Here is a 24,121-nt window from a genome sequence, read left to right on the forward strand (position 1 = left end):
CTATCGTGGCGGCGAAACGTCGAACACGCTTTGGGGATTTGCAACGTCGTCGACGGCAAGCGTCAACGGCTCGCCCATCGTGAGAAACGACGACAGCGCCGCCTCGAACGGAGCCGGATCGAGCCCGCGCGCCTTCAGCCATTCGGGCTCGTAATAGGTTTGCCGGTAGCGCTCGCCGGAATCGCAGATCAACGTCACCAGCGACCCCACGATGTTCGCCTGGCGCATCTCCGAGGCCAGCCGGCACAGCGCCAGGAAATTGGTGCCCGTGGAGCCGCCCACCGGACGGCGCAGCCGGCGCGACAACACGTTCATCGCCGCGATCGTGGCCGCGTCCGGAATCTTCATCATGCGGTCGACCACTTCGGGCACGAAGGAGGGCTCGCAACGCGGCCGACCGACGCCCTCGATCAGCGACGGACGATCGCAGACATGAGAGCGGTCCTGCGAGCGGAAGCAGTCGAAGAAAGCGGAATGCTCGACATCGGCAACGCACAGACGTGTCGGATATTGCCGATAGCGCAAATAGCGCCCGATCGTGGCCGAGGTGCCACCGGTGCCCGCGCCCATCACGATCCAGTCGGGCAGCGGGCGCCGCTCGCCCTGCAATTGCGTAAAGATCGACTCGGCGATGTTGTTGTTGCCGCGCCAGTCGGTCGCGCGCTCGGCGAAGGTGAACTGGTCCATGTAGTGACCGTTCAGGCGCGAGGCGAGCGCGGCGGCTTCCGCATAGAGCGCGCGGCCATCGTCGATCAGGTGGCAATGGCCGCCATAGTGCTCGATCGCGGCGATCTTCTCCGCCGAGGTCGTGCGCGGCATCACGGCGTAGAAGGGGACCCCAATCATCTCTGCGAAATAGGCCTCCGACACCGCAGTCGATCCCGACGAGGCCTCGACTACAGGTGTGCCTTCACGGATGTGACCGTTGCAGAGCGCGTAGAGAAATAGCGATCGCGCCAGGCGATGCTTCAGGCTGCCGGTCGGATGGGTGGACTCGTCCTTCAGATAGATATCGATGCCCGATAGCGCCGGTACGATCAGCCGGATCAGATGCGTATCGGCGGTGCGGCACTGGTCGGCCTCGATCGCGGCGACGGCCTCGTCGACCCAGCCGCGCCGATAGGCAGGCCCGGCCGCGTTGCGGAAGGGAAGTGGCTCCATCGGCATGACCAGGCGATTCCTCGAAAACTGACGTCCATCTAGCACGAGGCGCTTCGCGTACCGCGCTCAAAATTCCAGCGGCGCGTTGTCCACGACTTCCTTCATCACGAAGAAGGTGCGGGTCTGGCGCACGCCGGGCAGCGCGATCAACTGCTCGCCGTGGATGCGGTTGAAATCCTCCATGTCGCCGACGCGGATCTTCAGGAAATAGTCGAAGTCGCCGGCGACGAGGTGGCAGTCGAGCACGAATTTCAACCTCGCGATGGCCTGCTCGAAGCTGGCGAAGCTCTCCGGCGTGGAGCGGTCGAGCACGACGCCGACCATCACCAGCGTGCCCTTCGCCACCTTCTTGGGGGCGACCATGGCGCGGACCGCTGCGATGAATCCGTCCTCGAACAGGCGCTGGGTTCGGCGATGGCACGTCGCGGGGCTGATTGCGACCGTCTCGGCCAGCTCGGCGTTACTGAGCCGCCCATTATTTTGCAGCAATCTCAGGATCTTAAGGTCGATACGGTCTAGCCGGGCTGGCATGATAGAAACTTCCATTACTTGGCAATATTTCGGAAGAAATATGACATGATCTCGCCATCAGTGTAAGTGATGGCGCAACAGGAGCGCAACATTCGAGAGCACATTTCGTTTGCGCGATGCTAGGCAGCTGCCGCCACCAACGCCAATCGGGATGCCCCATGAAGCTCGACAAATTTCCGCGCTACAAGCTGACTTTCGGCCCGACGCCCATCGAGAAGCTGGAACGGCTGTCCAAGCACCTCGGCGGCAATGTCGAGATCTATGCCAAGCGCGAGGACTGCAATTCCGGCCTCGCCTATGGCGGCAACAAGCTGCGCAAGCTCGAATACATCATCCCTGACGCGATCGCCTCCAACGCCGACACCCTGGTCTCGATCGGCGGCGTGCAGTCGAACCACACCCGCATGATCGCGGCGGTCGCGGCCAAGATCGGCATGAAGTGCCGCCTGGTGCAGGAAGCCTGGGTGCCGCACGAGGACGCGGTCTATGACCGCGTCGGCAACATCATGCTCTCGCGCATCATGGGCGCCGACGTGCGCCTGGTCGACGAGGGCTTCGACATCGGCATCCGCAAGAGCTGGGAGCAGGCGATCGAGGAAGTGAAGGCCGCGGGCGGCAAGCCTTACGCCATTCCCGCCGGCGCCTCCGTGCACAAATTCGGCGGGCTCGGCTATGTCGGCTTCGCCGAGGAAGTGCGCAAGCAGGAAGCCGAGCTCGGCTTCAAGTTCGATTACATCATCGTCTGCACGGTGACCGGCTCCACCCATGCCGGCATGCTAGTCGGCTTCGCCGCCGATGGCCGCGCTCGCAAGGTGATCGGTATCGACGCCTCGTTCACGCCGGCGCAGACCAAAGCGCAGGTGCTCGAGATCGCGCAGAACACCGCCGGGCTCGTCGAGCTCGGCAAGCAGCTCGTTGCCGAGGACGTCGTCCTGATCGAAGACTACGCCTATCCCGCCTATGGCGTGCCCTCGGAAGAGACCAAGGAGGCGATCCGCCTCAGCGCGCGTCTCGAAGGCATGATCACCGACCCCGTCTACGAGGGCAAGTCGATGCAGGGCCTGATTGACCTCGCGAAGAAGGGATATTTCGAGAAGGGCGCGAAGATCCTCTACGCCCATCTCGGCGGCGCCCCCGCGCTGAACGGCTACGCGTACGCGTTCAGGAATGGGTGAGTGAGGGCGCAGCTCTCGCCTTCTACACAGCTGTCGTCCCGGGCAAGCGTCAGCGCAGACCCGGGACCCATAACCACAGGGAGAGGTTTGGCGACGAACGCCTCCTTCCCTGCCCCAAGATAGATCGCGCGGTATGGATCCCGGATCTGCGCGCGCTTAGGGCGCGCTTGTCCGGGATGACGGCGGAGTATTGGGCCGCGCCTACCGCGTCCTGACGATTTGCAGCAGCTCGTCGCCGTAATGCTCGAGCTTCTTGTCGCCGATGCCGGGGATATTGCGGAGCTCGTCGAGTGTCGTCGGCCAGGCCCGGACGATGCCGTCGATGGTGGCATCGTGCAGCACCACATAGGCCGGCACGCCGCGCTCGCGCGCGACCTCCGAACGCCACGAGCGCAGCCGCGCGCGCAGCTCGGGATCGACATCGCCTGGCGCGGCGTCGGCGGCGGGCGCGAGGTCGCCGCGGCGGGACTTGCCGCGGCTCGCGCGAATGCGCGTGCCGGGCGCCTCCTCGCGCAGCCACACTTCCGTCTCGCCGCGCAGCACGCCGCGCGCGGTCTCGGTCAGCTTCAGCGCACCGAACGCTTCGCTGTCGCTCCGCAAATGGCCCATCGCCACCAGCTGCCGCAGCACGGTGCGCCACTGCTTTTCGTTGAGCTCGCGCCCGATGCCGAACACCGACAATTTGTCGTGGCCGAACTGCGTCACCTTCTCGGTCAGGCGCCCGACCAGCACGTCGATCAGGTGCATCGCGCCAAAACGCTGCCCGGTGCGATAGACGCAGGACAGCAGCTTCTGCGCCAGCACCTTGCCGTCGCGCATCTTCGGTGGCGTCAGGCAATTGTCGCAATTGCCGCAATGCTCGCCCATCACGATCTCGCCGAAATAGGCGAGCAGCCGCCGGCGCCGGCAGTGCGGCGTTTCGGCGAGGCCGACCAGCGCATCGAGCTTGCCGATCGAGACACGCTTGAATTCGTCGGAGGCGCTGGACTCGTCGATCATGCGGCGCTGCTGCACGATGTCCGAGAGCCCATAGGCCATCCAGGCCGCCGACGGCTTGCCGTCGCGGCCGGCGCGGCCCGTCTCCTGATAATAGGCCTCGATGCTCTTGGGCAGGTCGAGATGGGCGACGAAGCGGACGTCCGGCTTGTCGATACCCATGCCGAAGGCGACGGTCGCAACGATGACGATGCCGTCCTCATTGAGAAAGCGGTCCTGGTTGCGCGAGCGCAACGCCCCGTCGAGCCCGGCATGGTAGGGCAGCGCCGCGATGCCTGCGTCCTGAAGCGCGGCGGCGACCTCCTCGACGCGGTTGCGCGACAGGCAATAGACCACGCCGGCATCGCCCGCATGCCGCTCCCGGATGAACTCCTTCAGCTGCGACACCGCGTTGCGCTTGTCGACGATCTCGTAGCGGATGTTCGGCCGGTCGAAGCTCGAGACGAATTGCGGCGCATCCGCGAGCTGAAGCCGCGCGACGATCTCCTTGCGCGTCAGCTCGTCGGCGGTCGCGGTCAGCGCGATGCGCGGCACGTCGGGAAAGCGCTCGGCGATGATCGAGAGGCCGACATATTCGGGGCGGAAGTCATGGCCCCATTGCGAGACGCAATGCGCCTCGTCGATCGCAAACAGCGCCACCTTCGCTTGCGCCAGCAGCGACAGGCAGCGCGGCGTGACCAGGCGTTCCGGGGCGACGTAGAGCAGATCGAGATCGCCCGCGAGCAGGCGGCGCTCGATATCGGAGGCTTCCTGCGGCGTCAGCGACGAGTTCAGCGCGGCCGCGTTGACGCCGGCCTCGATCAGCCCGGCGACCTGATCGCGCATCAAGGCGATCAACGGCGACACCACGATGCCGCAGCCTTCGCGCAGCAGCGAGGGAAGTTGATAGCACAGCGACTTGCCGCCGCCGGTCGGCATCAGCACCAGGCAATTGCCGCCTTCAGTGACATGCCGGATGATCTCGCCCTGGGCGCCGCGAAAACCCGGCAGGCCGAACACCGAATGCAGCACCGACAGCGCGTCGCGGCCGTTGGCCGGCGCAGGCAGCGGGGCAGTGGAGGGAACGGACATGAGGGAGCTGGAACCTGGGCCGTGAGATTGTCACAAGGCCAGTCGCATGGCGGCGGGGGGCGTGGCAAGGCCATCTTCTCCCTCTCCCCACCCGCGGAAGGGGGAAACGCAAATGGCATTTTGCGACTCGAGGGCACGCCTCGTCCTTCGAGACGACCGCTTCGCGGTCTCCTCAGGGTGAGGCTAAGCAGCATCGGTGCTCATTGAAGATTGCAGCCGCGCACTCGATCCATCCTGAGGGCCCGCCAACGGCGGGCGTCTCGAAGGATGGCCACAGGGGAAATCGATCCGATCTGCGATCACCCTGACGCAAGCGAGGAGAGATGAAGAGTTACGCCCCGATTCGCCGCAGCGCCTCTGCGACCGTCACGATCGGCATGTTGCGCCTTCCGGCGGCCTCCAGCGCGTGACGCATCAGGTCCGGCGTGCAGCCATAGGGGCTTGGCGCGCTCGCAACGTCGTGACCATAGAAGATGAGCCACCCGCCGCGCGCGACCGCTTCGTCGAAATAGCGATCGATGCCCGCTCGATCGGTCTCGCAATCGACCAAGGGCGAGGCGCGCAGGAACTGCAGGTCGATGACGCCGCTGTTGACACCGGGAAGGATGCCACGGGCCGAACGGAAGGTCCTGGCGAGCTGCGGCTTGCGCCAGACCGAGGCAAGCCCATAGGGATAGGCGAAATTCTGCAGCGTGATCGAGGAATCGATCGCGTGAAAATACGCGCGGTTCCGCTCGATCTCGCGCGCCATGGCGGCCTCGTCGAGATCGGCCGAGCTCTTGTGCGAGAAGGTATGGCAGGCAATCTCGTGACCGGCGCGATGAAGCCGGACGATCGCGTCGTTCGACATGCCGTGCCAGTGGTCCGACGGCTGACCGATCAGGCTGCCGGCGAGATAGAACGTGCCCCGCCCGCCGTGCTTCTCGAGAAGCGCGGCGCCCTCGCCTGCGGCGCTGTCGGGAGCATCGTCGAAGGTGAAGCTCACCATCGGCGCATGCGACTCAGGCAGCCGGTGCGGCGCGGCGCGGAAATGCCGGGCCAGCCGATTGCTCACGCGTCCCTGGAGTGCCGACCACACGACTGCGTTTCCCGTGATGTGTTTATTTCCGCACTGAAACATTCGCGCGCCGGTTGAGGCAAGCCTAACGCTCGGGTAATCCTAACGCGGAACCAATATCCATTGGCTAGCCCGCGGGGACCGACCCACCGGCTTCCACGCTGAGATACCGCAACCAATTGCGAAAGAGCACTGCCGCCGCGCTGCCGGCACCGATATCAGCGCGCAAATGCAGTCCTGGCAGCTCGTTGCTGAGCGCCGGATGGCGCTGGTGCGCCGCCTTCTTCTGGAAGCGGGCCAGCTTCTCCTCGGTCGCTGCGTCAAAATAGCTCACGGGCAGCCGCGGATAAGTCTCGCGCTCCCGCGCCAGATAGCGGCCGATGTCGCGCAGATATTCGCGCTGGAGCGACAGCGCGTCGTATTCCGGATGGCCCTGGAAGAACACGAAGCGGCTGGCATATTGGCGAACGAAAACGTCGACGCCGGCCTCAGCCGAGCGTGTCAGCACCTGATAGCCGGCCTGCAACAGGTCGCTCTCCACGATCTCGTTGAGCCGCGAATGCGAGACCTTCAGCGGCGCCGGCGCGCTGCGCGTCAACGGATCGCGCCTCACCAATTCGCAATCGAAGATGCCGTGGCATTTCGCCGGCAGCCGTCGTCGCGCGATGCCGTCCAGGTGCAGCACCGCCGCGTGCGCGGCAAGGCACGACCAGATCGTCGAGCGCGTGTTGGCCTTGGCCCAGTCGATCAGCTCGGTGAGGTCACGCCAGTACGGCTCCCGGTCGAGCTCGGGCGCGACGGGCTCCGCGCCGGTCACGATCAAGCCGTCGAATTTCTGGCGCTTGAGGTCCGAAAGGTCGGAATACTCGCTCTCGACGTGCCACCTCGCTTCCGGCGACCGCTTCACGCTCGGAAGCGAGAAGCAGTGGAAGCGGATGCGGTGCGGGCCGGCGGCGGCCTGGAGCAGCTTCATGAACTGCCGCTCGGTCGCCTTCAGCGCCGGATCCGGCATGTTGTTGACGAGCCCGATCGTGAGCTCGGCGCCGCGATCGTGCGCGAGATCGGACTCGGTCGGCACCAATGCCGGCCCCGAGATGACTTGATCCCTGTCGATCAGGATCGTCATGGGCGCGTCCGCCTACTCCGCAGCCTCGAGGCGCGCCGACCGGCAGGCCTTGTCCAGCGCCTGGTCGATATCCTCGATGATGTCAGAGACGTGCTCGATGCCGATCGAGAGCCGGATGGTCTCCGGCAGCACGCCGGCAAGGCGCTGCTGCTCCGCCGACATCTGGCGGTGGGTGGTCGAGGCCGGATGGCAGGCCAGCGACTTGGCATCGCCGATATTGACGAGCCGCGTGATCAGCTTCAGCGCATCATAGAAGGTCTTGCCGGCCTCCATGCCGCCCTTGATGCCGAAGGTGAACAGCGAGGAGGCGTTGCCGTCGAGATATTTCTGCACCAGCGGATAATAGGGGCTGTCGGGAAAGCCGCTGTAGTTGACCCAGGCGACGCGCGAATCCTTGCGGAGGAATTCGGCGACCTTGCGGGCGTTCTCGACATGGCGCTCCATGCGCAGCGCCACGGTCTCGATGCCCTGGAGCAGCAGGAAGGCGTTGAATGGCGACAGCACCGAGCCCATGGTGCGCTGATAGACGCTGCGCGCCCGCTCGATGTAAGCAGTGCGGCCGAAACGCTCGGCATAGATCAGGCCGTGATAGGAGGCATCGGGCTTGTTGTAGGCCGGGAAGCGTTCGGCATGCTTGGCCCAGGGGAAGTTGCCGGAATCGACGATGGCGCCGCCGAGCGTGGTGCCGTGACCGCCCAGGAACTTGGTCAGCGAGTGCACGGCGATGTCGGCGCCGTAGTCGAATGGCTTGAGCAGGATCGGCGTTGCGACGGTGTTGTCGACGATCAGCGGCACGCCATGGGCATGCGCGACCTTGGCCAGCGCCTCGATGTCGCAGACATTGCCGGCGGGATTGCCGATGGTCTCGGCGAACACCGCGCGGGTGTTCTCGTCGATCAACCTCTCGACCGCATCCGGCGTGTCGCTCTCGGCGAAGCGGCCGGTGATGCCCTGCCGCGGCAGGATGTGCGAGAGCAGCGTGTGCGTTGTGCCGTAAAGCTGCGGCACGGAAACGATGTTGCCGCCGTGGTCGGCGACGTTGACGAAGGCGAAATGCAGCGCCGCCTGGCCGGTCGCGACCGCGAGCGCGCCGACGCCGCCTTCGAGCTGGGCGATGCGCTTCTCCAGCACCGCGCTGGTCGGATTGGCGATGCGGCTGTAGCGAAAGCCCTCGGTCTCGAGGTTGAAGAGCGCCGCGCCGTGGTCGGCGCTGTCGAAAGCGTAGGCCGCGGTCTGGTAGATCGGCACGGCGACCGCATGCGTGGTCGCTTCGGGCTCATAACCGGCGTGAATAGCGATCGTCTCGTTTCGCATTATGCCACCTCCGCGTGGAGCGGTCCGCACTTATTGGCCTAGAATGAGGCATGTGCGTTGTCCGCCGTTCCTCTGTTAGAGGCGGGTGGTAAAGCGGACAATAATTCGCTTAGAGATCGAGGAAGTAACCCTAACCGTTATTGGCGAACTGGCCGAAATCCGGGTTAATTTGCATTAATCAATCAGCGACGGCGATGTCGGCCACCGATCCTCCATGGGATCAACGGAGCCTTACTCGGCAGCCAATGCCGCTTGCAGGTCCGGCTTCTCGCGCGAAGCCTCATGCATATCGTCTGCGGTCGGCTTGATGCGGAACCACGCGGCATAGAGCGCAGGAAGGAACAGCAAGATCAGAACCGTTCCGAGCGCGGTGCCGCCGATCAGCGTGTAGGCCATCGATCCCCAGAACACGGAGTGAGTGAGCGGGATAAAGGCCAGCACGGCAGCCAAGGCAGTCAGGATCACGGGCCTCGTGCGTTGCACCGTGGCTTCGATGACGGCGTGATAGTCGTCAAGGCCCGCGGCAAGATTCTCCTTGATCTGTTCGGTCAGGATCAACGTGTTGCGCATCAGGATGCCCGCCAGTCCGATCAGGCCCAGGATCGCGTTGAACCCGAACGGCTGGTTGAAGATGAGCAGTGCCGGCACGACACCGACCAGGCCGAGCGGTCCTGTCAGGACGACCATCGCCATCGTCGAGAAGGACCGCACCTGCAGCATGACGACGATCAGCATCGCGGCGATCATGGCCGGGAAGATCGTCGCCAGCGCGTCGTTGGCCTTGGTTGCTTCCTCGATCGATCCGCCCAGCTCGATACGATAGCCGGCCGGAAGGGATGCGATCAGGGGCTGCAGGGCTGTCTTGATCTCCTTGGAGACTTCCGGAGGTTGGGTCGCCTCATTGATGTCAGAACGAATGGTGACGACTGGGGTGCGATCGCGCCGCTTCATGATCGGCTCTTCGAGCCGGATTTCCGAATGACCGACCTGGTCGAGCGGAATCGCGCGGCCGTCGCGGCTCATCAATGAGAAATCCGCCAGACGCGCCGGATCGAGCCGCTCGCCACCCGCGCTGCGTGCCACGATGGGGACATTGCGAATGTCCTCGCGAACCTGCGTCACGGCGATGCCGGTGAGCAGGAACTGGAGCTGGCGACCGACCTCGGCCGGCGAAAGGCCGATCAGGTTCAGTCGATCCTGATCCGGGACGAAGCGAAGCACGGGCGTGCGATCGCCCCAATCCCGATTGGCCTGCCGCGCGTCATGAACACCGCGCATCACTTCGAGAGCCTTTTGCGAGATGGCGTACAGTTGCGCGGGATCCGGCCCCATCACACGAAACTCGACGGGGAACGGCGTATAAGGTCCGAACACGAGTTGGGTGACGCGCACATTGGCCTCGGGCGCAAGGCCCTGCGACACGGTTTGTCGGAGCCGGTGTTTCAAAGCCTCGCGCGCTTCCGCATCAGGCGTCAGGACGACGATCTTTGCGAAGGCCGGATCGGGCAATTCGGGCGCCATCGCGAAGAAGAAGCGCGGCGCACCCTGGCCGACATAGCTGGTGATGATCTTGGCCTCGGGCTGATCTTGCAGCCAACCCTCGAGCTTCTCGACAGTGGCCGTCGTCGTCTCGATGCTGGTGCCCTCAGGCAGACGAACCTCCACCAGCACTTCCCGGCGGTCAGAGGTCGGAAAGAACTGCTGCTTGACACCACCCATGCCGACGACGGAAAGCACGAAGGCGACGGCGACGATGCTGCAGGTCAGGAATTTGTGGCGGACGGCGAGGGTGATCACGCCTCGCAGGCGCTGATAGTTGGGCGTGCCGTAGATCGCGTGGTGACCGCCTTCGACCGGCTTGATCGCGGGCAGCATCTTGACGCCAAGATACGGCGTGAAGATCACCGCGACGATCCAGGAGACGATGAGGGCGAACCCCACGACCCAGAAGATGTTGCCGGCGTATTCGCCGGCGGTCGAGCGGGCAAAACCCACCGGCAGGAAGCCCGCGATCGTCACCAGCGTTCCGGACAACATGGGTGCCGCGGTGTGGCTCCATGCGTAGGCGGCCGCCGAGATGCGGTCCATGCCTTCTTCCATCTTCACGACCATCACCTCGATCGCGATGATAGCGTCGTCGACGAGGAGACCGAGTGCCAGGATCAAAGCGCCGAGCGTGATGCGGTCGAAGAACCGGCCGGTCTCCAGCATGATCAGGAACACGACGGCGAGCGTCAGGGGCACGGCCGCCGCGACGACGATGCCGACGCGCCAGCCGAGGCTCAGCAGGCTCACCAGTAGCACCACGCCGAGCGCCATCGCGAACTTCATCATGAATTCGTCGACCGCCGAGGTGATGTTGACGGCTTGGTCGCTGACCTTGGCCAGGCTCATCCCGAGCGGCAACGTCCGGGCGATCGCCGCGGACCTTTCCTCCAGCGCCTTGCCGAGCGCCAGACCATTCCAGCCCTCCTGCATCACCGCCGCGAGCATGATCGTGGGCTCACCCTGGTGCCTGATGATGTAGGTGGGAGGATCCTCGTAGCCGCGGCGGACCTCGGCGATGTCGGACAGCTTCAGCGTCCGCCCGGCAGCGACGATCGGCGTGTCTGCGATCGCCTGGACGCTGTCATAAGCGCCGTCGACCCGGATGAAGACCTGCGGGCCCTTGGTGTCGATCGAGCCCGCCGGTGTGACCGTGTTCTGCCGCTGCAAGGCGGCGACGATATCCGTTGCCGACACGCCGAGCGTTGCCAGCTTGGCATAGGAGAACTCGACGAAGATCTGCTCGGGACGCTCGCCGAGAATGTTGATCTTCTTGACGCCGGGCACGTGCAGCAGATCCTGGCGAATGGTCTCGGCCTGCCTGGCGAGCTCGCGCATCGGCATGCCCTTGGCCTTGAGGGCATAAAGCGCGAAGCTGACGTCCGAATATTCGTCGTTGACGAAGGGGCCAAGCACTCCGGACGGCAGCTTGCGCGCTTCGTCTCCGAGCTTCTTGCGGGCCTGATAGAACTCCTCCTGCACGCTCGATGGCGGCGTGCTGTCCTTCAGCGTCACCGTCATGTAGGCATAGCCGGGCCGCGTCGTCGTCTCCACCCGATCGTACCAGGTCAGCTCCTGAATCCGCTTCTCCAGGGGTTCGGCGACCTGGTCCTGCATCTCGCGTGCGGTGGCGCCGGGCCATACGGTGGTGACCGTCAGGGTCTTGATGGTGAAGGACGGGTCTTCGGCCCGTCCGAGCTTGAAGAAGGCGTAGGCGCCCGCGGCCGCCAGCAGGAGGATGAAGAACAGGGTGACGGCCCGCTCGCGAACGGCGAGCGCGGAAAGATTGAAGCTCATCAGTTGCTCCTGCTGTCCGCGGCAGTCCTGACGTGGGCACCTTCGTGCAGGAGATGAGCGCCGAGTGAAACGATCTGGTCACCGGACCTCGATCCGGAGATAACGGCCGTCTCGCTGGTCACACGCAGAAGCTTGACGGGCTGCAGGCGTACGGTCGAGGTCGCAGCGTCGAAGACCCAGATGCCAGTCGTTCTGCCGTCGTCGAGCACGGCTCCCAGCGGCACCTGGACTTCCGGTTGACTGTCCTGGCTTGCAAGCCGAATGGTGACCGTCGCGCCAAGCGGCGCCGCCGCGGCCTCACCATCGAGCACGTAGCGGGCCTCATAGGTCCGGGTCTGCGGATCGGCGGAATCCGACAGCTGACGAAGATGTGCGGTATGGCGGCGTCCGTCGCTCCCATACAGACTGGCCTCCGCCAGCGAACCGATCGCCGGCCGGATCGTCTCCGGAAGCGCCACCACGGCTTCGCGAGGACCGGACTGTGCCAGCCGAACGACAGCCTGGCCGGCGGAGACGACTTGTCCGGGCTCACCAAGCGTCTGCGTGACCGTCCCGTCGGCATCGGCAACCAGGACGGAATAGGTCGCCTGGTTCTCGGCAACCCCTGCATCGGCTTCCGCCGCGGCAAGCTGCGCTTTAGCGGTGTCCGATGCGGCCTTCGCCTGCTCGTAGCGTTGCTTTGACGTCCATCCGTCATTCATCAGATTGGCGTAGCGCCGCTCGTCGGCATCGGTCTGCACGACAATTGCGCGTGCAGCCGCAACGGCGTTGCGCTTCGCGGTGAGCGCGAGACGAAGATCGGTTTCGTCGATCCGCATCAGCGGCTGGCCGGATTTGACCTGCTCACCGACATTCACGAGTCGTTCGACGATCTTTCCGGCGACGCGAAAGCCGAGATTGCTTTCCACGCGGGCGCCAATGGTCCCGGTAAAACCGCGTTCAGATCCTCCGACCCGGTTGGGGGTCACCAGACGGACCATCGGTGGCTCCTGCCTGGGGTCGCTAACTGCGGAAGCTTCATGGGCGGGAATCGCAAGCGCAACGAAAGTCGCCACCCCCGCCGGGACTAAAATACCGGCGAGCACCGCAATACCCCTTTTCATGGCCGTCTCCATTGAGAATTAGATTGCATACGAACTCTATACATGTGTTAGATTTCGTTCGCAATCTAAATTGCGACGGATGACGGGAGCGTGATCCCTCGATCGGGAGGTTTTCCTCGGGCGGCGGCCAAATTCCTGGTGGCTGATAGATTGCAATTGAACTCTATAATTGTTATAGAGGTCATACGAAATCCAAATGGAGGTCCACGATGCGAGTCAGTCGCACCCAGGCGGCCGAGAACCGCCAAACCGTGATCAATGTGGCCAGTCGCCTCTTTAGGGAGCGCGGCTTTGATGGCATCGGCCTCAAAGATCTGATGAAGGGGGCCGGGCTCACCCAAGGCGCCTTCTACAAGCAATTCGCTTCGAAAGAGGATCTGGCGGTCGAGGCGTCCAGGCGCGCATTGGAAAGCGCGTCCGGCCGATGGTCAGACGCGGCCACGGCACATCCCGATGATCCGCTCGGCGCGGTAATCTCGTTCTACCTCAGTGACGACCATCGCGGAGAAAGGATGGACGGCTGCCCGATCGTGGCGCTCGGCTCGGATGCCGCCCGACAGGGCCCCGAGGTGAAGGCGGAATTCGAAACGGGGATTAAGGCGCATCTCGACGTGCTCAGCCGCTTCCTAGCCGGAGCCGGCGAGGAGGCCTCGCGCGGCAAGGCCATGGCCATCCTCGCGACGATGATCGGCGCGGTGACGCTGTCGCGCGTCGTCAACGACCCCGACCTGGCTCAGGCGCTGTTGGATGCCGCGGCCGAGCAGGTTCGCGACACCGCAGCCGCTTGAGTGGATGGGCCGGTGTTCCGATTGAATGGGCGCGAGCCCATTCGCTGACTCCAGATAGACGAGAAGAACGATGTCGAAAGAAGCAACGGATAGCTTCGCCGGAAAATGGGCGCTGGTCACGGGGGCGTCGAGTGGCCTCGGCCTCGAATTCGCAGATCTCCTGGCAGCGCAGAAGGTCAATCTCGTCTTGGCGGCTCGACGGCGGGAGCCGATGGACAAGCTCGCCTCCGATCTCCGCAGCAAATACGGGGTGGATGTGCTGGTCGAGGCGATCAATCTTGCCGCGCCGGACGCGGCCAGCCGCCTGAAAAGCAGTCTCGACGCGAGGTCCGTGACGATCGACATTTTGGTGAACAATGCCGGCTTCGGCTTGCACGGCGATTTTTTGGACACGCCGATCGAGCAGACCGCGAACATGATCCAGCTCAACATCACCACGCTCACAGAGCTGACCTATCTATTCGGCCGCGACATGGCTCAGCGGCGATCTGGACATATCCTTCTGATCGCCAGCCTCCTGGCCTTCCAGGCCGTCCCCACCTATGCGGCCTATGCAGCGACCAAGGCTTACGTGCTGGCCTTTGGCGAGGCCCTGCATGACGAACTCCGCCCACATGGTGTGGTCGTGACCAGTCTTTGCCCGGGACACACGGCGACAGGGTTTGATGTGGCAGCCGGCGCAACCGCTTCAAGCTTGCTGCGGCTCCTCACCATGAAGCCGCGTCCGGTCGCCACGAGCGGCATTCGGGCGCTCATGCAAGGAAAGGCCACCGTGATCGCAGGCCTGTCGAACAAGATGGCTGCCTTTTCAAATCGTTTGACGCCGCGATCGATGCAAAGGGCCACGATGAAGAGGATAATGGACGCCTAACGCCTAGAGCGGCTGCATGTGGGCGCTTATCGACCCGCGTTTTACCCACGTGGTTTGGACGCGGCTAAACCGACATATGCGGCTGTCTCGATCTAGCTCTTCAGCGCAGCAGAGCTTCAGCTTGCCGAGACGCCGCCCGCGAGCCACCCTCTCCCGCACGGAGATGGGGTAAGATTATCGCCCTACCCCATCTTCTCCCACAGTTGGCGCGTGAGCACGCCGGCCCGCTTCTCGATCGCGGCCGCCGCATCGAGCGCGAGATCCTCGCGATAGCGCCCGGCGATCAGTTGCACGCCGATCGGCTTGCCGTCGTGGAGGGCCACCGGCACCACGGCGCCGGGCAGGCCCAGCACGTTAATCGCGGAGATGAAGCGGATCTCGCCCCAGAATATCTCGCGCACGCGCTCGGCGCTGACGGTGTCCTCGCGCGGGCCCGGCGTCGGCTTCACCGTGGTCGGCGCCAGCACGACCGGATAGTCCTCGAAGAACAATTGCCAGGCGCGGATATGGCCGTTGCGCGCGGCGGTCGCCTGCATCCAGCCCTTGAGATCGAGCACATTGGCCTTGGCCTTCATGCCGCCCCAGGCCTTGTGAAAGTCCTCCGAGGTCACCTTCAGCATGCCGGCTTCCTGCATCACCACGGTCTCGTTGGTGATGATGTCGCACCAGGTCTGCCAGACGCCGTCGATGTCGGGCACCTCGACCTCGCTGACGCGGTAGCCGGACCGTTCGAGATGGTCCGCGGCCTGGCGCAGCGCCGCCGCGACGGACGGATCGACCTCCATGTCCTCCGGTATCTTGGCCAGCGCGACCTTGATCGGCCGCTTCGGCGTCACGCCGACCAGCGGCGCCGGCACCCACCAGGGATCGCGCGGATCGCGCTGGCTCATCGCCTCCAGCGCGAGGCGGACGTCGGCGACATGGCGGGCGAGCGGCCCCTGCGCCGACATCAGATGCGCCAGCATCGGCCGCTCGGCCGTTGCGCTGGCGTTGAACGCAGGGATGCGCCCTTGCGTGGGCTTGATGGTGGCAACGCCGTTGCAATGCGCAGGCCAGCGCAGCGAGCCGCCGATGTCGTTGCCATGGGCGATGGTGCCGATGCCGGCGGCGACCGCCGAACCCGCGCCACCCGAGGAGCCGCCGCAGGTGATATCAGGGTCCCAGGGATTGAGCGTCAATCCATGCAGCGGATTGTCGGTGAAGCCGCGAAAGGAGAATTCCGGCGTGTTGGTGAGCCCGATGACGATCGCGCCGGCCTTCTTCAGGTTGCGGACCACGGGCGCATCCGACGGCGCGATCAGGCCCTTGTTGGCGGGCACGCCGTTGAAGTTCGGCCGTCCCTCGTAATCGACGTTTTCCTTGATCGTGATGGGCACCCCGTGCAGCAGGCCGAGCGCAGCACCCTTGGCGCGCTGCTTGTCCGCTGCGTGCGCAGCCTTCAGCGCCTCCTCCGAGAGATCGACGACGACGGCATTCAGCTTCGGATTGACCGCGCGCATCCGTTCGAGATGCGCCTCGACGGTCTCGACCGCCGAGATCGCGCCGGAGCGGATTGCGGCGGCAGTCGCCACCGCCGACCATTGCCAGATCGGCCCAGACGGGCGCCGCGGCCTGGCCGATTTGCCGGCGGCGGCCTTTCCGGCCGGCTTCGCGGAAGCTCCCTTGCGGGCCCCGGTCTTCGTCGCGGCTCGCGCCTTCTTCCCTGCAGTCTTGCTCCTGGTCGCCGTCTTCTTCGCCACGCCATATCTCCCAAAAATTGCGCGGCGGAGGTTAGGGACGGCTCCGATCCCTGTACAGGTGCGATTCTGCATCGCTCACCTCGGGATCAACATCGACATGGGATACGGCTGGCTCGCGCTCGTGCTGCAAGCCGGACGGCACTGGCAAGAGGACGTGGTGGCGTATAGCCAATGGCGGAGAGAGTGGGATTCGAACCCACGGTACGGTTTCCCGCACACACGCTTTCCAAGCGTGCGCCTTAAGCCACTCGGCCATCTCTCCGGAGCGCCCTCTCTTGAAGGGGCGCCGACGATTTTGCAAGGGATCGCGAGGAAAACCGGCGAATTTTCCGCAAGCCGTTGTATTCACATGGTAAAATTCGGCGCCGCGGATGCTCTGATCGGCCTGCAGGCTGAACCCGTGACGGGTTTGCCGCGACGATTCAGTTGAGGATGCCGAGCACGACTGGGGGAGCCATGACCATCCGCAAGACCATTGTCGCCCTTGGCCTGATTTCGGCCCTCGGCTCCGCTCTCGCGGCGTCCGCCGCGGCCCAGGTCTGCACACGTCAAGGCGCCGACGTCAGCTGCGACGACGGCCGGCGCGGGATGCTGTCGGGCAATGCCATCCTCTGGCCGGACGGGACGCGCTCGAGTTCGGCGCCGCATCCCACGGTGATCATCGGCAACAAGAGCTCGGTGCATGTCGGCACTGGCGTGTTCGTCGGCCAGGGCAAGGGCATGGTGCCGATGGACGATCCCAACGCGCCGAACAAGCGGCAGTGCGCGATTCTGGAGGGAGTCTCGTATTGCCATTGAGGCATCCCACCGTCCTGCCCGGGCGCGTCCCCGGGCACGACGCCGGATCCCTAAATCAGCCGCACGCCTGAGATCGCCGATTTCAGCCAGCGCAGCGCTTGCGGCGGTTGCGCGGCGAGCGGGGCGACGGCGGCCTTCTCGGTCCGGCACTTCTCGAGCGCGGCGACGAAATCGGCCGACCATTGTTGAATGGTGTGGCCGCGCAGCTTCTTCATCATCGCGTCCCAGCGCATCTTGCGTTCGGTGAGCGGCATTGCGGCTGCGACCGCGATCGCGCGCGCCATACCGTCGATGTCGTGCGGATTGACCAGCAAGGCGGTGTCGAGCTCGTTGGCTGCGCCCGCGAACTTCGACAGCACCAGCACGCCGGGATCGGCCGGGTTCTGGGCTGCGACATATTCCTTGGCAACGAGGTTCATGCCGTCATGCAGCGGAGTCACCACGCCGACCTGCGCTGTCCGGTAAAGGCCCGCGAGCACGGCCTGGCTGAAGCCTTTGTTCAAATAGCGGATCGGCGTCCAGTCGACCTCGCCGTGGCGGCCGTTGACGTCGGTAACGAGGCGCGCCACCTCGTTCTGGAGATTGCCGTAGGCCTCGATCGCACCGCGCGAGGGATTGGCGATCTGCAGCAGCGAGATGCTGCGCGCAAATTGCGGCTGCTCGGTCCAGAGCCGGTCGAACGCGCTGATGCGGTTGACGAGGCCCTTCGAATAGTCGAGCCGGTCCACGCCGATCGCGAGCCGCTCACCGTTGAGGCTGCGCCGCAGCCGCGACACGTCCGGATGCGAGGCCGACTTGGCGGCATAGGCCGCGAACTTCTCCGCGTCGATCCCGATCGGAAACACTTCACAGCGCGTGCGGCCATGCTGCGAGACCGCAACGCCATCCTCGACGGCAAGGCCGAGCTCGCCGCCGACATAACCAAGGAAATTCTGGCGATCCTCCTCGGTCTGGAAGCCGAGCAGATCGTAGGCCAGCATCGCCGTGATCAGTTCGCGATGGTTGGGCACGCCTTGCATCACCGCGGCGACGGGCCAGGGCGTATGCAGGAAGAAGCCGATCGGGTCGTCGACGCCGAGGTCGCGCAGCTCGGCGCCGAGCGCGAGGAAATGGTAGTCCTGCACCCAGAACGCGGTTTTTGTTTTTCGGAAGCGCATCAAGGCGCGCGCCATGAAGGCGTTGACCTCGCGATAGCTGACATAATCTTCGCGCGAGACGCGAATGAGGTCGCTGCGCGAGTGCAGCGCCGGCCACAGCGCCGAATTGGCAAAGCCCTCGTAATAGCCGCCGTAATGCGCCGCCGGCAGATCCAGGGTCGCGATGGCGCCCGCGCCGAGCGCCTCGATCTCAGCAAACGGTTCCTTCTGATGGCCGTCCCGTACCCGGCCCGACGACCCCACCCAGATCGCACCCGAATGTTCCACAACCGGCAGCAGCGCCGCCGCGAGGCCGCCCGTCATAGGCTCATTAGGCTTGCCGCGGGCGACGCGATTTGAAACGACGACTAGGTTCACAGGTCGTCCCCTCCTGTTTCATTCCACCCGTTTAACTGCCGTTCATCAATATGGTTCCTGATCATCGTTTCAACCAATTGAAACCAAAATCAGGCGTGCGCGTTGGAACTGGTTTCGCTTGCGGAACCCGGTTACTTTCGTTGCAACGATACCTTGTGCGATCAGGTTGCGTAACAGGTATTGCGGCGCGCAGCGACGCCGATGCGCTTCTCATGATACCTGCGACAGGGCGCTGCCTTGGTTTCACCTTGGATCCAGCAGGCGCGCGAGGAAGGCACGCACGTCGCTCGGCGTGTCGAAATGGCCGTTCACGCCCATGGCGCGGCGCCCGACCGAGAAGGCGAGCCCGTTCATGTCGGGCATGATCGCGAAGACGGTTTCATCGGTGACGTCGTCGCCGATGAAGATCGGACGCCGTCCGTTGAACGGCTCCCGCTTCATCAGTTCGCGCACGCCGGTCGCCTTGGTGAATCCGGAATGCTTGATCTCGCACACGAACTTGCCGGGCAGCACCTCGATCGGCGCGTTGGGCAGATCGGCGCGGATCACCGAGACGGCTTCGTAGATCGCCTTCTCCGCATGCGGCGCGAGGCGGTAATGCAGAGCGAGCGAATAGCCCTTGTCCTCGAGCAGAATGCCCGGGCTGAGCTTGGCAATGGCCGCGAGCCGCCGCTTCAGCTCCTTGTCCAGCGGCGGCGCATGCACGGCATCGACCTCATTGTCCACCGACAGCCGCATCTCGGCGCCGTGCCCGGCGACGGCGCGAAATACCTCGGGCGCGAAGATCAGGTCGATGTCGTTGAGCGAGCGGCCGCTGACTAGCGCCAGCGCACCGGACGTTCGCTCGGTCAACCGGTTCAGCGTCTCCGACAGGCCCGGCGGCACCCATACCTCGCGCGGCGTCGGCATCAGGTCGAGCAGGGTCCCGTCGATGTCGAGCAGAATTGCGGTCTCGTCGAGATGCGGCACCAGCGCATGCGGCACCGGCACCGTTTCGGGCGCCTCATCGTCGAACATTGTGGGCTGCTGGTCCATCGCCATTTCTGCAAGTTCCGATTTCATCAGTCTACTCCATAAAGGCGAGCGGCCGCGCGATTTGTTCGAGCGATTTGCGCTCCGCCGAGACGGCATAGCGCCACGCCACGATCGCGGCCGCGAGCATCAGGACTGCCCCCAGCAAATAGCCGGCGAACACGCTGGTGCGTGATCCCGTGTCGATCAGCGCGCCGAACAGCGCCGGCCCGATCACGCCGCCGATGCCGGTGCCGACGGCGTAGAACACCGCGATCGCCAGCGCGCGCACTTCGAGCGGAAAGGTCTCGCTGACGGTGAGATAGGCCGCGCTGGCGGCCGGTGAGGCAAAGAAGAAGATCACCATCCAGGCGACGGTCTGTCCCTGCGCACTGAGCACGCCGATCGAGAACAGATAGCCCGACAGCGCCAGCAGCAGGCCCGACATGCCATAGGTGAACATGATCATGGTGCGGCGTCCCAGCGTATCGAACAGCCGGCCGAGCAGCAGGGGCCCGAGGAAATTGCCGGCGGCAAAGGGCAGCAGGTACCAGCCGACATGATCGGCCCTGATGCCGTAGAAATCGGTCAGCACCAGCGCGAAGGTGAAGAAGATGGCATTGTAGAAGAACGCCTGCGCGCTCATCAGCACGAGGCCGACCACGGCGCGCTGGCGATACATCGTGAAAAGCGTATGGATAACCTCGCGGATCGGCGTGTGATCGCGCATCCTCAGGCGAATCTTGGTGAAGCGCCCGTCGCTCGCGTCCTGATCGTGTCCGATCACGGAGCGCTCGATCTCGTCGACGATCGCATGAGCCTGGTCGGGCCGGCCATGGATCATCAACCAGCGTGGACTTTCAGGTATCCACATCCGCATCAGCAGCACGACGAGACCGAGGCCGGCGCCGATCAGATAAGCGAGCCGCCAGCCGAGATCGGGCACGATCACGGCGGGGTCGAGCAGCACGATGGCCGCGACCGCGCCCATCGCGGCGCCGATCCAGAAACTGCCGTTGATGACGAGATCGGTCCAGCCGCGATAGCGCGCCGGCACCAGCTCCTGGATGGTCGAGTTGATCGCGGTATATTCGCCGCCAATGCCGGCACCGGTGAGGAACCGGAACAATGCGTAGCTCGCGACATCCCATGACAGAGCGGTCGCGGCCGTGGCCGAAAGGTAGAGCGCCAGCGTGATGAAGAACAGCTTCTTGCGGCCGATGCGGTCGGTGAGCCAGCCGAAGCCGAGCGCGCCGAGCACGGCGCCGGCGAGATAGGCGGAATTGGCGATGCCGAGATCGAGGTTGGAGAATTGCAGCGACGGACTCTGTTTCAGTGCACCGGAGAGCGCGCCGGCCAATGTCACCTCGAGCCCGTCAAGGATCCAGGTGATGCCGAGCGCGAGCACGACGCGGGTGTGAAAGCCGCTCCACGGCAGCGCGTCGAGCCGCGCCGGAATACTGGTCTCGACGATGCGGTCGGTGACGGCCGCCGACACCGTCGGTGCGTAGTTCAGCGCTGGGCTTTGCTGCAATTCCATCAGGCTGTTGCGCTCGATCAATGGCTGCGGCCCCGGTCAGGATGTGAACGGGGTTGGTCCGATCGTCGGGGTGCGGCATTCCGCCTGCCCCTGCGACAACGCCTGCGGCGAGGTCGGGTTCCCGCAGGAACGGCTCCCGGGTCCGCTCGTTTCCGAAGCAGCCGCAGGGAGTTGACGCATGGCTCATGTCAGAAAGAGGACACATTCTCCAAACAGCGGCCCACGCAAGTCCGGCCGCCGGAAGACGAGCACGCGGCGCAGCACGATTGCGCGCAAGAGCACCAAACGCGCGGCGCCGAAGCGCTGGTCGCAGCGTGTGACGAAGGAGAGCGACGCGCTCGATCTCAAGCAGGGCGTGTTCAAGCTGACCAGCCCGAGGAAGATCGCGATCTCGTTGAAGCAATCGGCCGAGCACAGCTCACGACGCAAGACCGGCGCCTATCGTTCGGCGCTGTCGATGCTGACCTTCTACATCAACCGCGCCGGCAAGACCTTGCCAAAGACACAGCGCGCGCGTCTGGAGAAGGCAAAGGTCGAGCTGAAGCGGGCGTTCGGGCGGGAGTGAGGCAGGAAGGGCGAGAGAGACGCAAATGGCGATCCTTGCTCCGCTGTCGTCCCGGACAAGCGAAGCGGAGCGCCGATCCGGGAACTCCACGCGAGCGTTTTGCGCTTGTCGCGATAACCACAGGATAGGGTTGGACGAAGATTCGGAGTGACCACCGTCCGACCCAACCTCTCCCTGGGAGTATGGGTCCCGGATCGGCGCGCGCCTTAAGGGCGCGCTTGTCCGGGACGACAGTGAAGTGTGATGCGGCTGCGCGAACTTCAGAGGCAGCGGTGGCCTTACGCCGCCCTGATATTCCCCATGAAGCGATCGAGTTCGGCGCGCAGGCGGGTGCTTTCGGACGACAGCGTCCTGGCCGAGTGCAGCACCTCCTCCGAGGCCGAGCCGGTCTCGGCCGCGCCGCGGTTGACCTGGCCGATATCGGTGGCCGCGGTCTGAGTGCCCTGCGCCACGGTCTGGACGCTGCGCGCGATCTCCTGCGTCGCCGCGCCCTGCTGCTCGACCGCGCTGGCGATCGACGTCGAGATCGACGAGATCTGGCCGATGGTCGCCCCGATCTCCTTGATCGCGGCAACCGATTCGGCGGTGGCGCCCTGCATGCCCGCGATGTGCGAGGAGATCTCGTCGGTCGCCTTCGCGGTCTGGCTCGCCAGCGACTTCACCTCGCTGGCGACCACGGCAAAGCCGCGCCCGGCTTCGCCGGCGCGCGCCGCCTCGATGGTGGCGTTGAGCGCCAGAAGGTTGGTCTGCTCGGCGATCGCCGTGATCAGCTTGACCACTTCGCCGATCTGCTGGGCCGCATGCGAGAGCTTTCCGATGCGCCCGTCGGTTTCCTTGGCCTGGACCACGGCGGCCTCGGCAATGCGGCTGGAATCGCGGACCTGGCGGCCGATCTCCTCGACCGAGGCGGACAGCTCCTCGGTCGCGGTGGCGACCGACTGCATGTTGGAGGAGGCCTGCTCGGAGACGCCGGCGACCTGGCTCGACAGGCTCTGGGTGGTTTCGGCGGTGCGGGTCAGGGTGGAGGCCGCCGATTCCAGCTGCACGGCCGAGGCCGAGACGTTGGAGACGATGGCGCCGACCGCGCTCTCGAAATCGTCGGCGAAGCGGATCAGCTCGGCGCGGCGGCTTGCGGCCTGCTCCCGGTTCTGGACCTCGCTGGCAGCGGCGTCGCGCTCGGCTTTTGCAACAGCCTGAACCTTGAACTCCTCGACCGCGCCGGCCATCTCGCCGATCTCGTCCTTGCGGCCGAGACCCGGCAGCACGACGTCGAAATTGCCCGAGGCGAGCTCCCGCATCGCCTTGCACATCGCGATCATCGGACGCGAGATACCGTTGCCGAGCATCAGGGCGAGCACGGCTCCGATGGCGAGGCCGCCGAGCGCCAACATCATCATCAGCCGCTCGGTATCCACAATCGTCGCATTGGCGCTCGCTTCGATGCGCTGCTGATCCGCAGTCAGCTCCGACCGCAGCTCGTCCGAGAGCTTGAGGATGGTCGCCGCGGTCTTGGTCATCTCGCCGTTCAGCTTGACGATGATCTTCACGTTCTCCGACAGCTTGGTGAAGGAGCTGCGGTACTGCTTCAGCAGATTGCCGATCTCGGTCACGCGGTCGGTGATCTTCTGGTCGTTGGCATAGATCGAGACCAGCAGGGTCTCCAGGAATTTGACGCGGGCGATCACGCCATCGGCGGTCTTGGGCTCCGGCTTGGCGACGAAGGCGCTGACCGAGGTGGAGACCGCCAGATATTGCGAGGTGATGTCCTTGGCCGTGGTCTGGACCGATGCCAGCCCCCCCAGCGCCGCAGTATCGGCGAGATCGTCGAACTTGAACCGGATCTTGTTGCCGACGCTGTTGAGCTCGTCGGCCGCGATCTTGTTGTTGGCACGCGTCAGCGTGATGATCTCTCCGAACACCTTCGTGAAGCGCTGGAACTCCGCCTCGAGCTTGCCGACCTGCTCGCGGCGCGCGGCGCCGGTCGTGGCGGCGACCGACTTGGCGATGGCGCCCTTCAGATTTTCTTCGGCGGCCTTAGCTGCGGTCTCGTCGTCCGCCGCCCCGGTCAGGGTGTAGGCCCGGGCCAATCCTTGATAGGCGATCAGTTCGCGATCGACCGTCCGCGCGAGGTCGGCTTCCGAGACGCTGGTGCGATAGGAGGCCACGGCGCCGGCAATCCGCTCGAAGCCGAAATAGGCGAAGGCCATGCTGACGGCGAGGATGGCCAGCACCGCCACGAAGCCGAGGATGATTTTTGCGCGAAACCGCAGAGTTGGCAGCTTCGATTGGTTCGACTTCGACTTGACCGACATTCCCCCACCCCATTCCATTCGCGGAAAACCAGGCGCAGCCCGAGAGCAGCCCGCTCCCTGACTCGCACGCACGGTAATCGGCAAAGGATAAGCTGTGGTAAATTTAT

The 24,121-nt window shown here is 64.8% G+C and carries 18 protein-coding genes and 1 tRNA gene; 5 read left to right on the forward strand and 14 right to left on the reverse strand.

Annotation, left to right across the window (positions count from 1 at the left end; genetic code table 11):
- The gene (locus WI560_RS30710) at window positions 1–1,161 is read right to left on the reverse strand and encodes a PLP-dependent cysteine synthase family protein (RefSeq protein ID WP_375308952.1); all 1,161 of its coding nucleotides are present in this window, start codon (window positions 1,159–1,161) and stop codon (window positions 1–3) included.
- 66 nt (window positions 1,162–1,227) lie between these two features.
- Complete coding sequence (locus WI560_RS30715; protein WP_375306155.1) at window positions 1,228–1,692, reverse strand: Lrp/AsnC family transcriptional regulator; 465 nt, start codon at window positions 1,690–1,692, stop codon at window positions 1,228–1,230.
- 158 nt (window positions 1,693–1,850) lie between these two features.
- Here WI560_RS30715 and WI560_RS30720 point away from each other — a divergent pair, with 158 nt between their 5' ends.
- Window positions 1,851–2,867 (forward strand): 1-aminocyclopropane-1-carboxylate deaminase, encoded by a 1,017-nt coding sequence (locus tag WI560_RS30720; protein ID WP_375306156.1) that lies wholly within the window; start codon window positions 1,851–1,853, stop codon window positions 2,865–2,867.
- 201 nt (window positions 2,868–3,068) lie between these two features.
- Here WI560_RS30720 and recQ read toward each other — a convergent pair whose 3' ends face one another.
- The 6 genes from recQ to WI560_RS30750 all read right to left on the reverse strand — a co-directional run bounded on the left by recQ (window position 3,069) and on the right by WI560_RS30750 (window position 12,876).
- The gene (gene recQ / locus WI560_RS30725; RefSeq protein WP_375306157.1) at window positions 3,069–4,934 is read right to left on the reverse strand and encodes a DNA helicase RecQ; all 1,866 of its coding nucleotides are present in this window, start codon (window positions 4,932–4,934) and stop codon (window positions 3,069–3,071) included.
- Between the two features lie 331 nt (window positions 4,935–5,265).
- The gene (locus WI560_RS30730) at window positions 5,266–6,012 is read right to left on the reverse strand and encodes a polysaccharide deacetylase family protein (protein WP_375306158.1); all 747 of its coding nucleotides are present in this window, start codon (window positions 6,010–6,012) and stop codon (window positions 5,266–5,268) included.
- A gap of 106 nt (window positions 6,013–6,118) precedes the next feature.
- Window positions 6,119–7,117 (reverse strand): homoserine O-succinyltransferase, encoded by a 999-nt coding sequence (locus WI560_RS30735; protein WP_375306159.1) that lies wholly within the window; start codon window positions 7,115–7,117, stop codon window positions 6,119–6,121.
- 12 nt (window positions 7,118–7,129) lie between these two features.
- On the reverse strand, window positions 7,130–8,431 hold the full coding sequence (locus WI560_RS30740) for an O-acetylhomoserine aminocarboxypropyltransferase/cysteine synthase family protein (protein ID WP_375306160.1): 1,302 nt from the start codon (window positions 8,429–8,431) through the stop codon (window positions 7,130–7,132).
- 231 nt (window positions 8,432–8,662) lie between these two features.
- A complete protein-coding gene (locus WI560_RS30745) occupies window positions 8,663–11,773 on the reverse strand; it encodes an efflux RND transporter permease subunit (protein WP_375306161.1) in 3,111 nt (1,036 codons plus the stop codon).
- A complete protein-coding gene (locus WI560_RS30750) occupies window positions 11,773–12,876 on the reverse strand; it encodes an efflux RND transporter periplasmic adaptor subunit (protein ID WP_375306162.1) in 1,104 nt (367 codons plus the stop codon). Before WI560_RS30750 ends, WI560_RS30745 begins: the two co-directional genes overlap by 1 nt.
- Window positions 12,877–13,085: 209 nt before the next feature.
- On the opposite strand from WI560_RS30750, the gene WI560_RS30755 reads away from it, so the two are divergent.
- Window positions 13,086–13,664, forward strand: a complete 579-nt coding sequence (locus tag WI560_RS30755; RefSeq protein WP_375306163.1) for a TetR/AcrR family transcriptional regulator — start codon at window positions 13,086–13,088, stop codon at window positions 13,662–13,664.
- A 70-nt stretch (window positions 13,665–13,734) separates the two neighbouring features.
- On the forward strand, window positions 13,735–14,535 hold the full coding sequence (locus WI560_RS30760) for an SDR family NAD(P)-dependent oxidoreductase (RefSeq protein WP_375306164.1): 801 nt from the start codon (window positions 13,735–13,737) through the stop codon (window positions 14,533–14,535).
- A gap of 182 nt (window positions 14,536–14,717) precedes the next feature.
- On the opposite strand, the gene WI560_RS30765 is transcribed toward WI560_RS30760, so the two are convergent.
- Both WI560_RS30765 and WI560_RS30770 read right to left on the reverse strand, forming a co-directional pair.
- Window positions 14,718–16,274 (reverse strand): amidase family protein, encoded by a 1,557-nt coding sequence (locus tag WI560_RS30765; protein WP_375306165.1) that lies wholly within the window; start codon window positions 16,272–16,274, stop codon window positions 14,718–14,720.
- A 172-nt stretch (window positions 16,275–16,446) separates the two neighbouring features.
- Window positions 16,447–16,536, reverse strand: a tRNA-Ser gene (locus WI560_RS30770).
- A gap of 194 nt (window positions 16,537–16,730) precedes the next feature.
- Between WI560_RS30770 and WI560_RS30775 the strand changes: the two genes are divergently transcribed.
- A complete protein-coding gene (locus tag WI560_RS30775; protein WP_375306166.1) occupies window positions 16,731–17,072 on the forward strand; it encodes a hypothetical protein in 342 nt (113 codons plus the stop codon).
- Window positions 17,073–17,122: 50 nt separating this feature from the next.
- On the opposite strand, the gene WI560_RS30780 is transcribed toward WI560_RS30775, so the two are convergent.
- The 3 genes from WI560_RS30780 to WI560_RS30790 form a co-directional block, all read right to left on the reverse strand.
- Entirely contained in the window at window positions 17,123–18,586 is a 1,464-nt protein-coding gene (locus WI560_RS30780; protein ID WP_375306167.1) for a trehalose-6-phosphate synthase, read from the reverse strand.
- A 243-nt stretch (window positions 18,587–18,829) separates the two neighbouring features.
- Window positions 18,830–19,648 carry a trehalose-phosphatase gene (otsB, locus tag WI560_RS30785; protein ID WP_375306168.1) on the reverse strand — a complete coding sequence of 273 codons (819 nt, stop codon included), beginning with the start codon at window positions 19,646–19,648 and terminating at the stop codon, window positions 18,830–18,832.
- 4 nt (window positions 19,649–19,652) lie between these two features.
- Window positions 19,653–21,137, reverse strand: coding sequence for an MFS transporter (locus WI560_RS30790; RefSeq protein ID WP_375308953.1), 1,485 nt, complete (start codon window positions 21,135–21,137; stop codon window positions 19,653–19,655).
- Between the two features lie 178 nt (window positions 21,138–21,315).
- Between WI560_RS30790 and WI560_RS30795 the strand changes: the two genes are divergently transcribed.
- A complete protein-coding gene (locus WI560_RS30795; protein ID WP_375306169.1) occupies window positions 21,316–21,702 on the forward strand; it encodes a DUF3175 domain-containing protein in 387 nt (128 codons plus the stop codon).
- A 278-nt stretch (window positions 21,703–21,980) separates the two neighbouring features.
- Here WI560_RS30795 and WI560_RS30800 read toward each other — a convergent pair whose 3' ends face one another.
- Window positions 21,981–24,014: a methyl-accepting chemotaxis protein gene (locus tag WI560_RS30800; protein WP_375306170.1), complete on the reverse strand. Its 2,034-nt coding sequence runs from the start codon at window positions 24,012–24,014 to the stop codon at window positions 21,981–21,983.
- Window positions 24,015–24,121 lie beyond the last annotated feature (107 nt).

Origin of the sequence: Bradyrhizobium sp. A11, assembly GCF_042077125.1 — a bacterium.
Taxonomy (GTDB): Bacteria; Pseudomonadota; Alphaproteobacteria; order Rhizobiales; family Xanthobacteraceae; genus Bradyrhizobium; species Bradyrhizobium japonicum_B.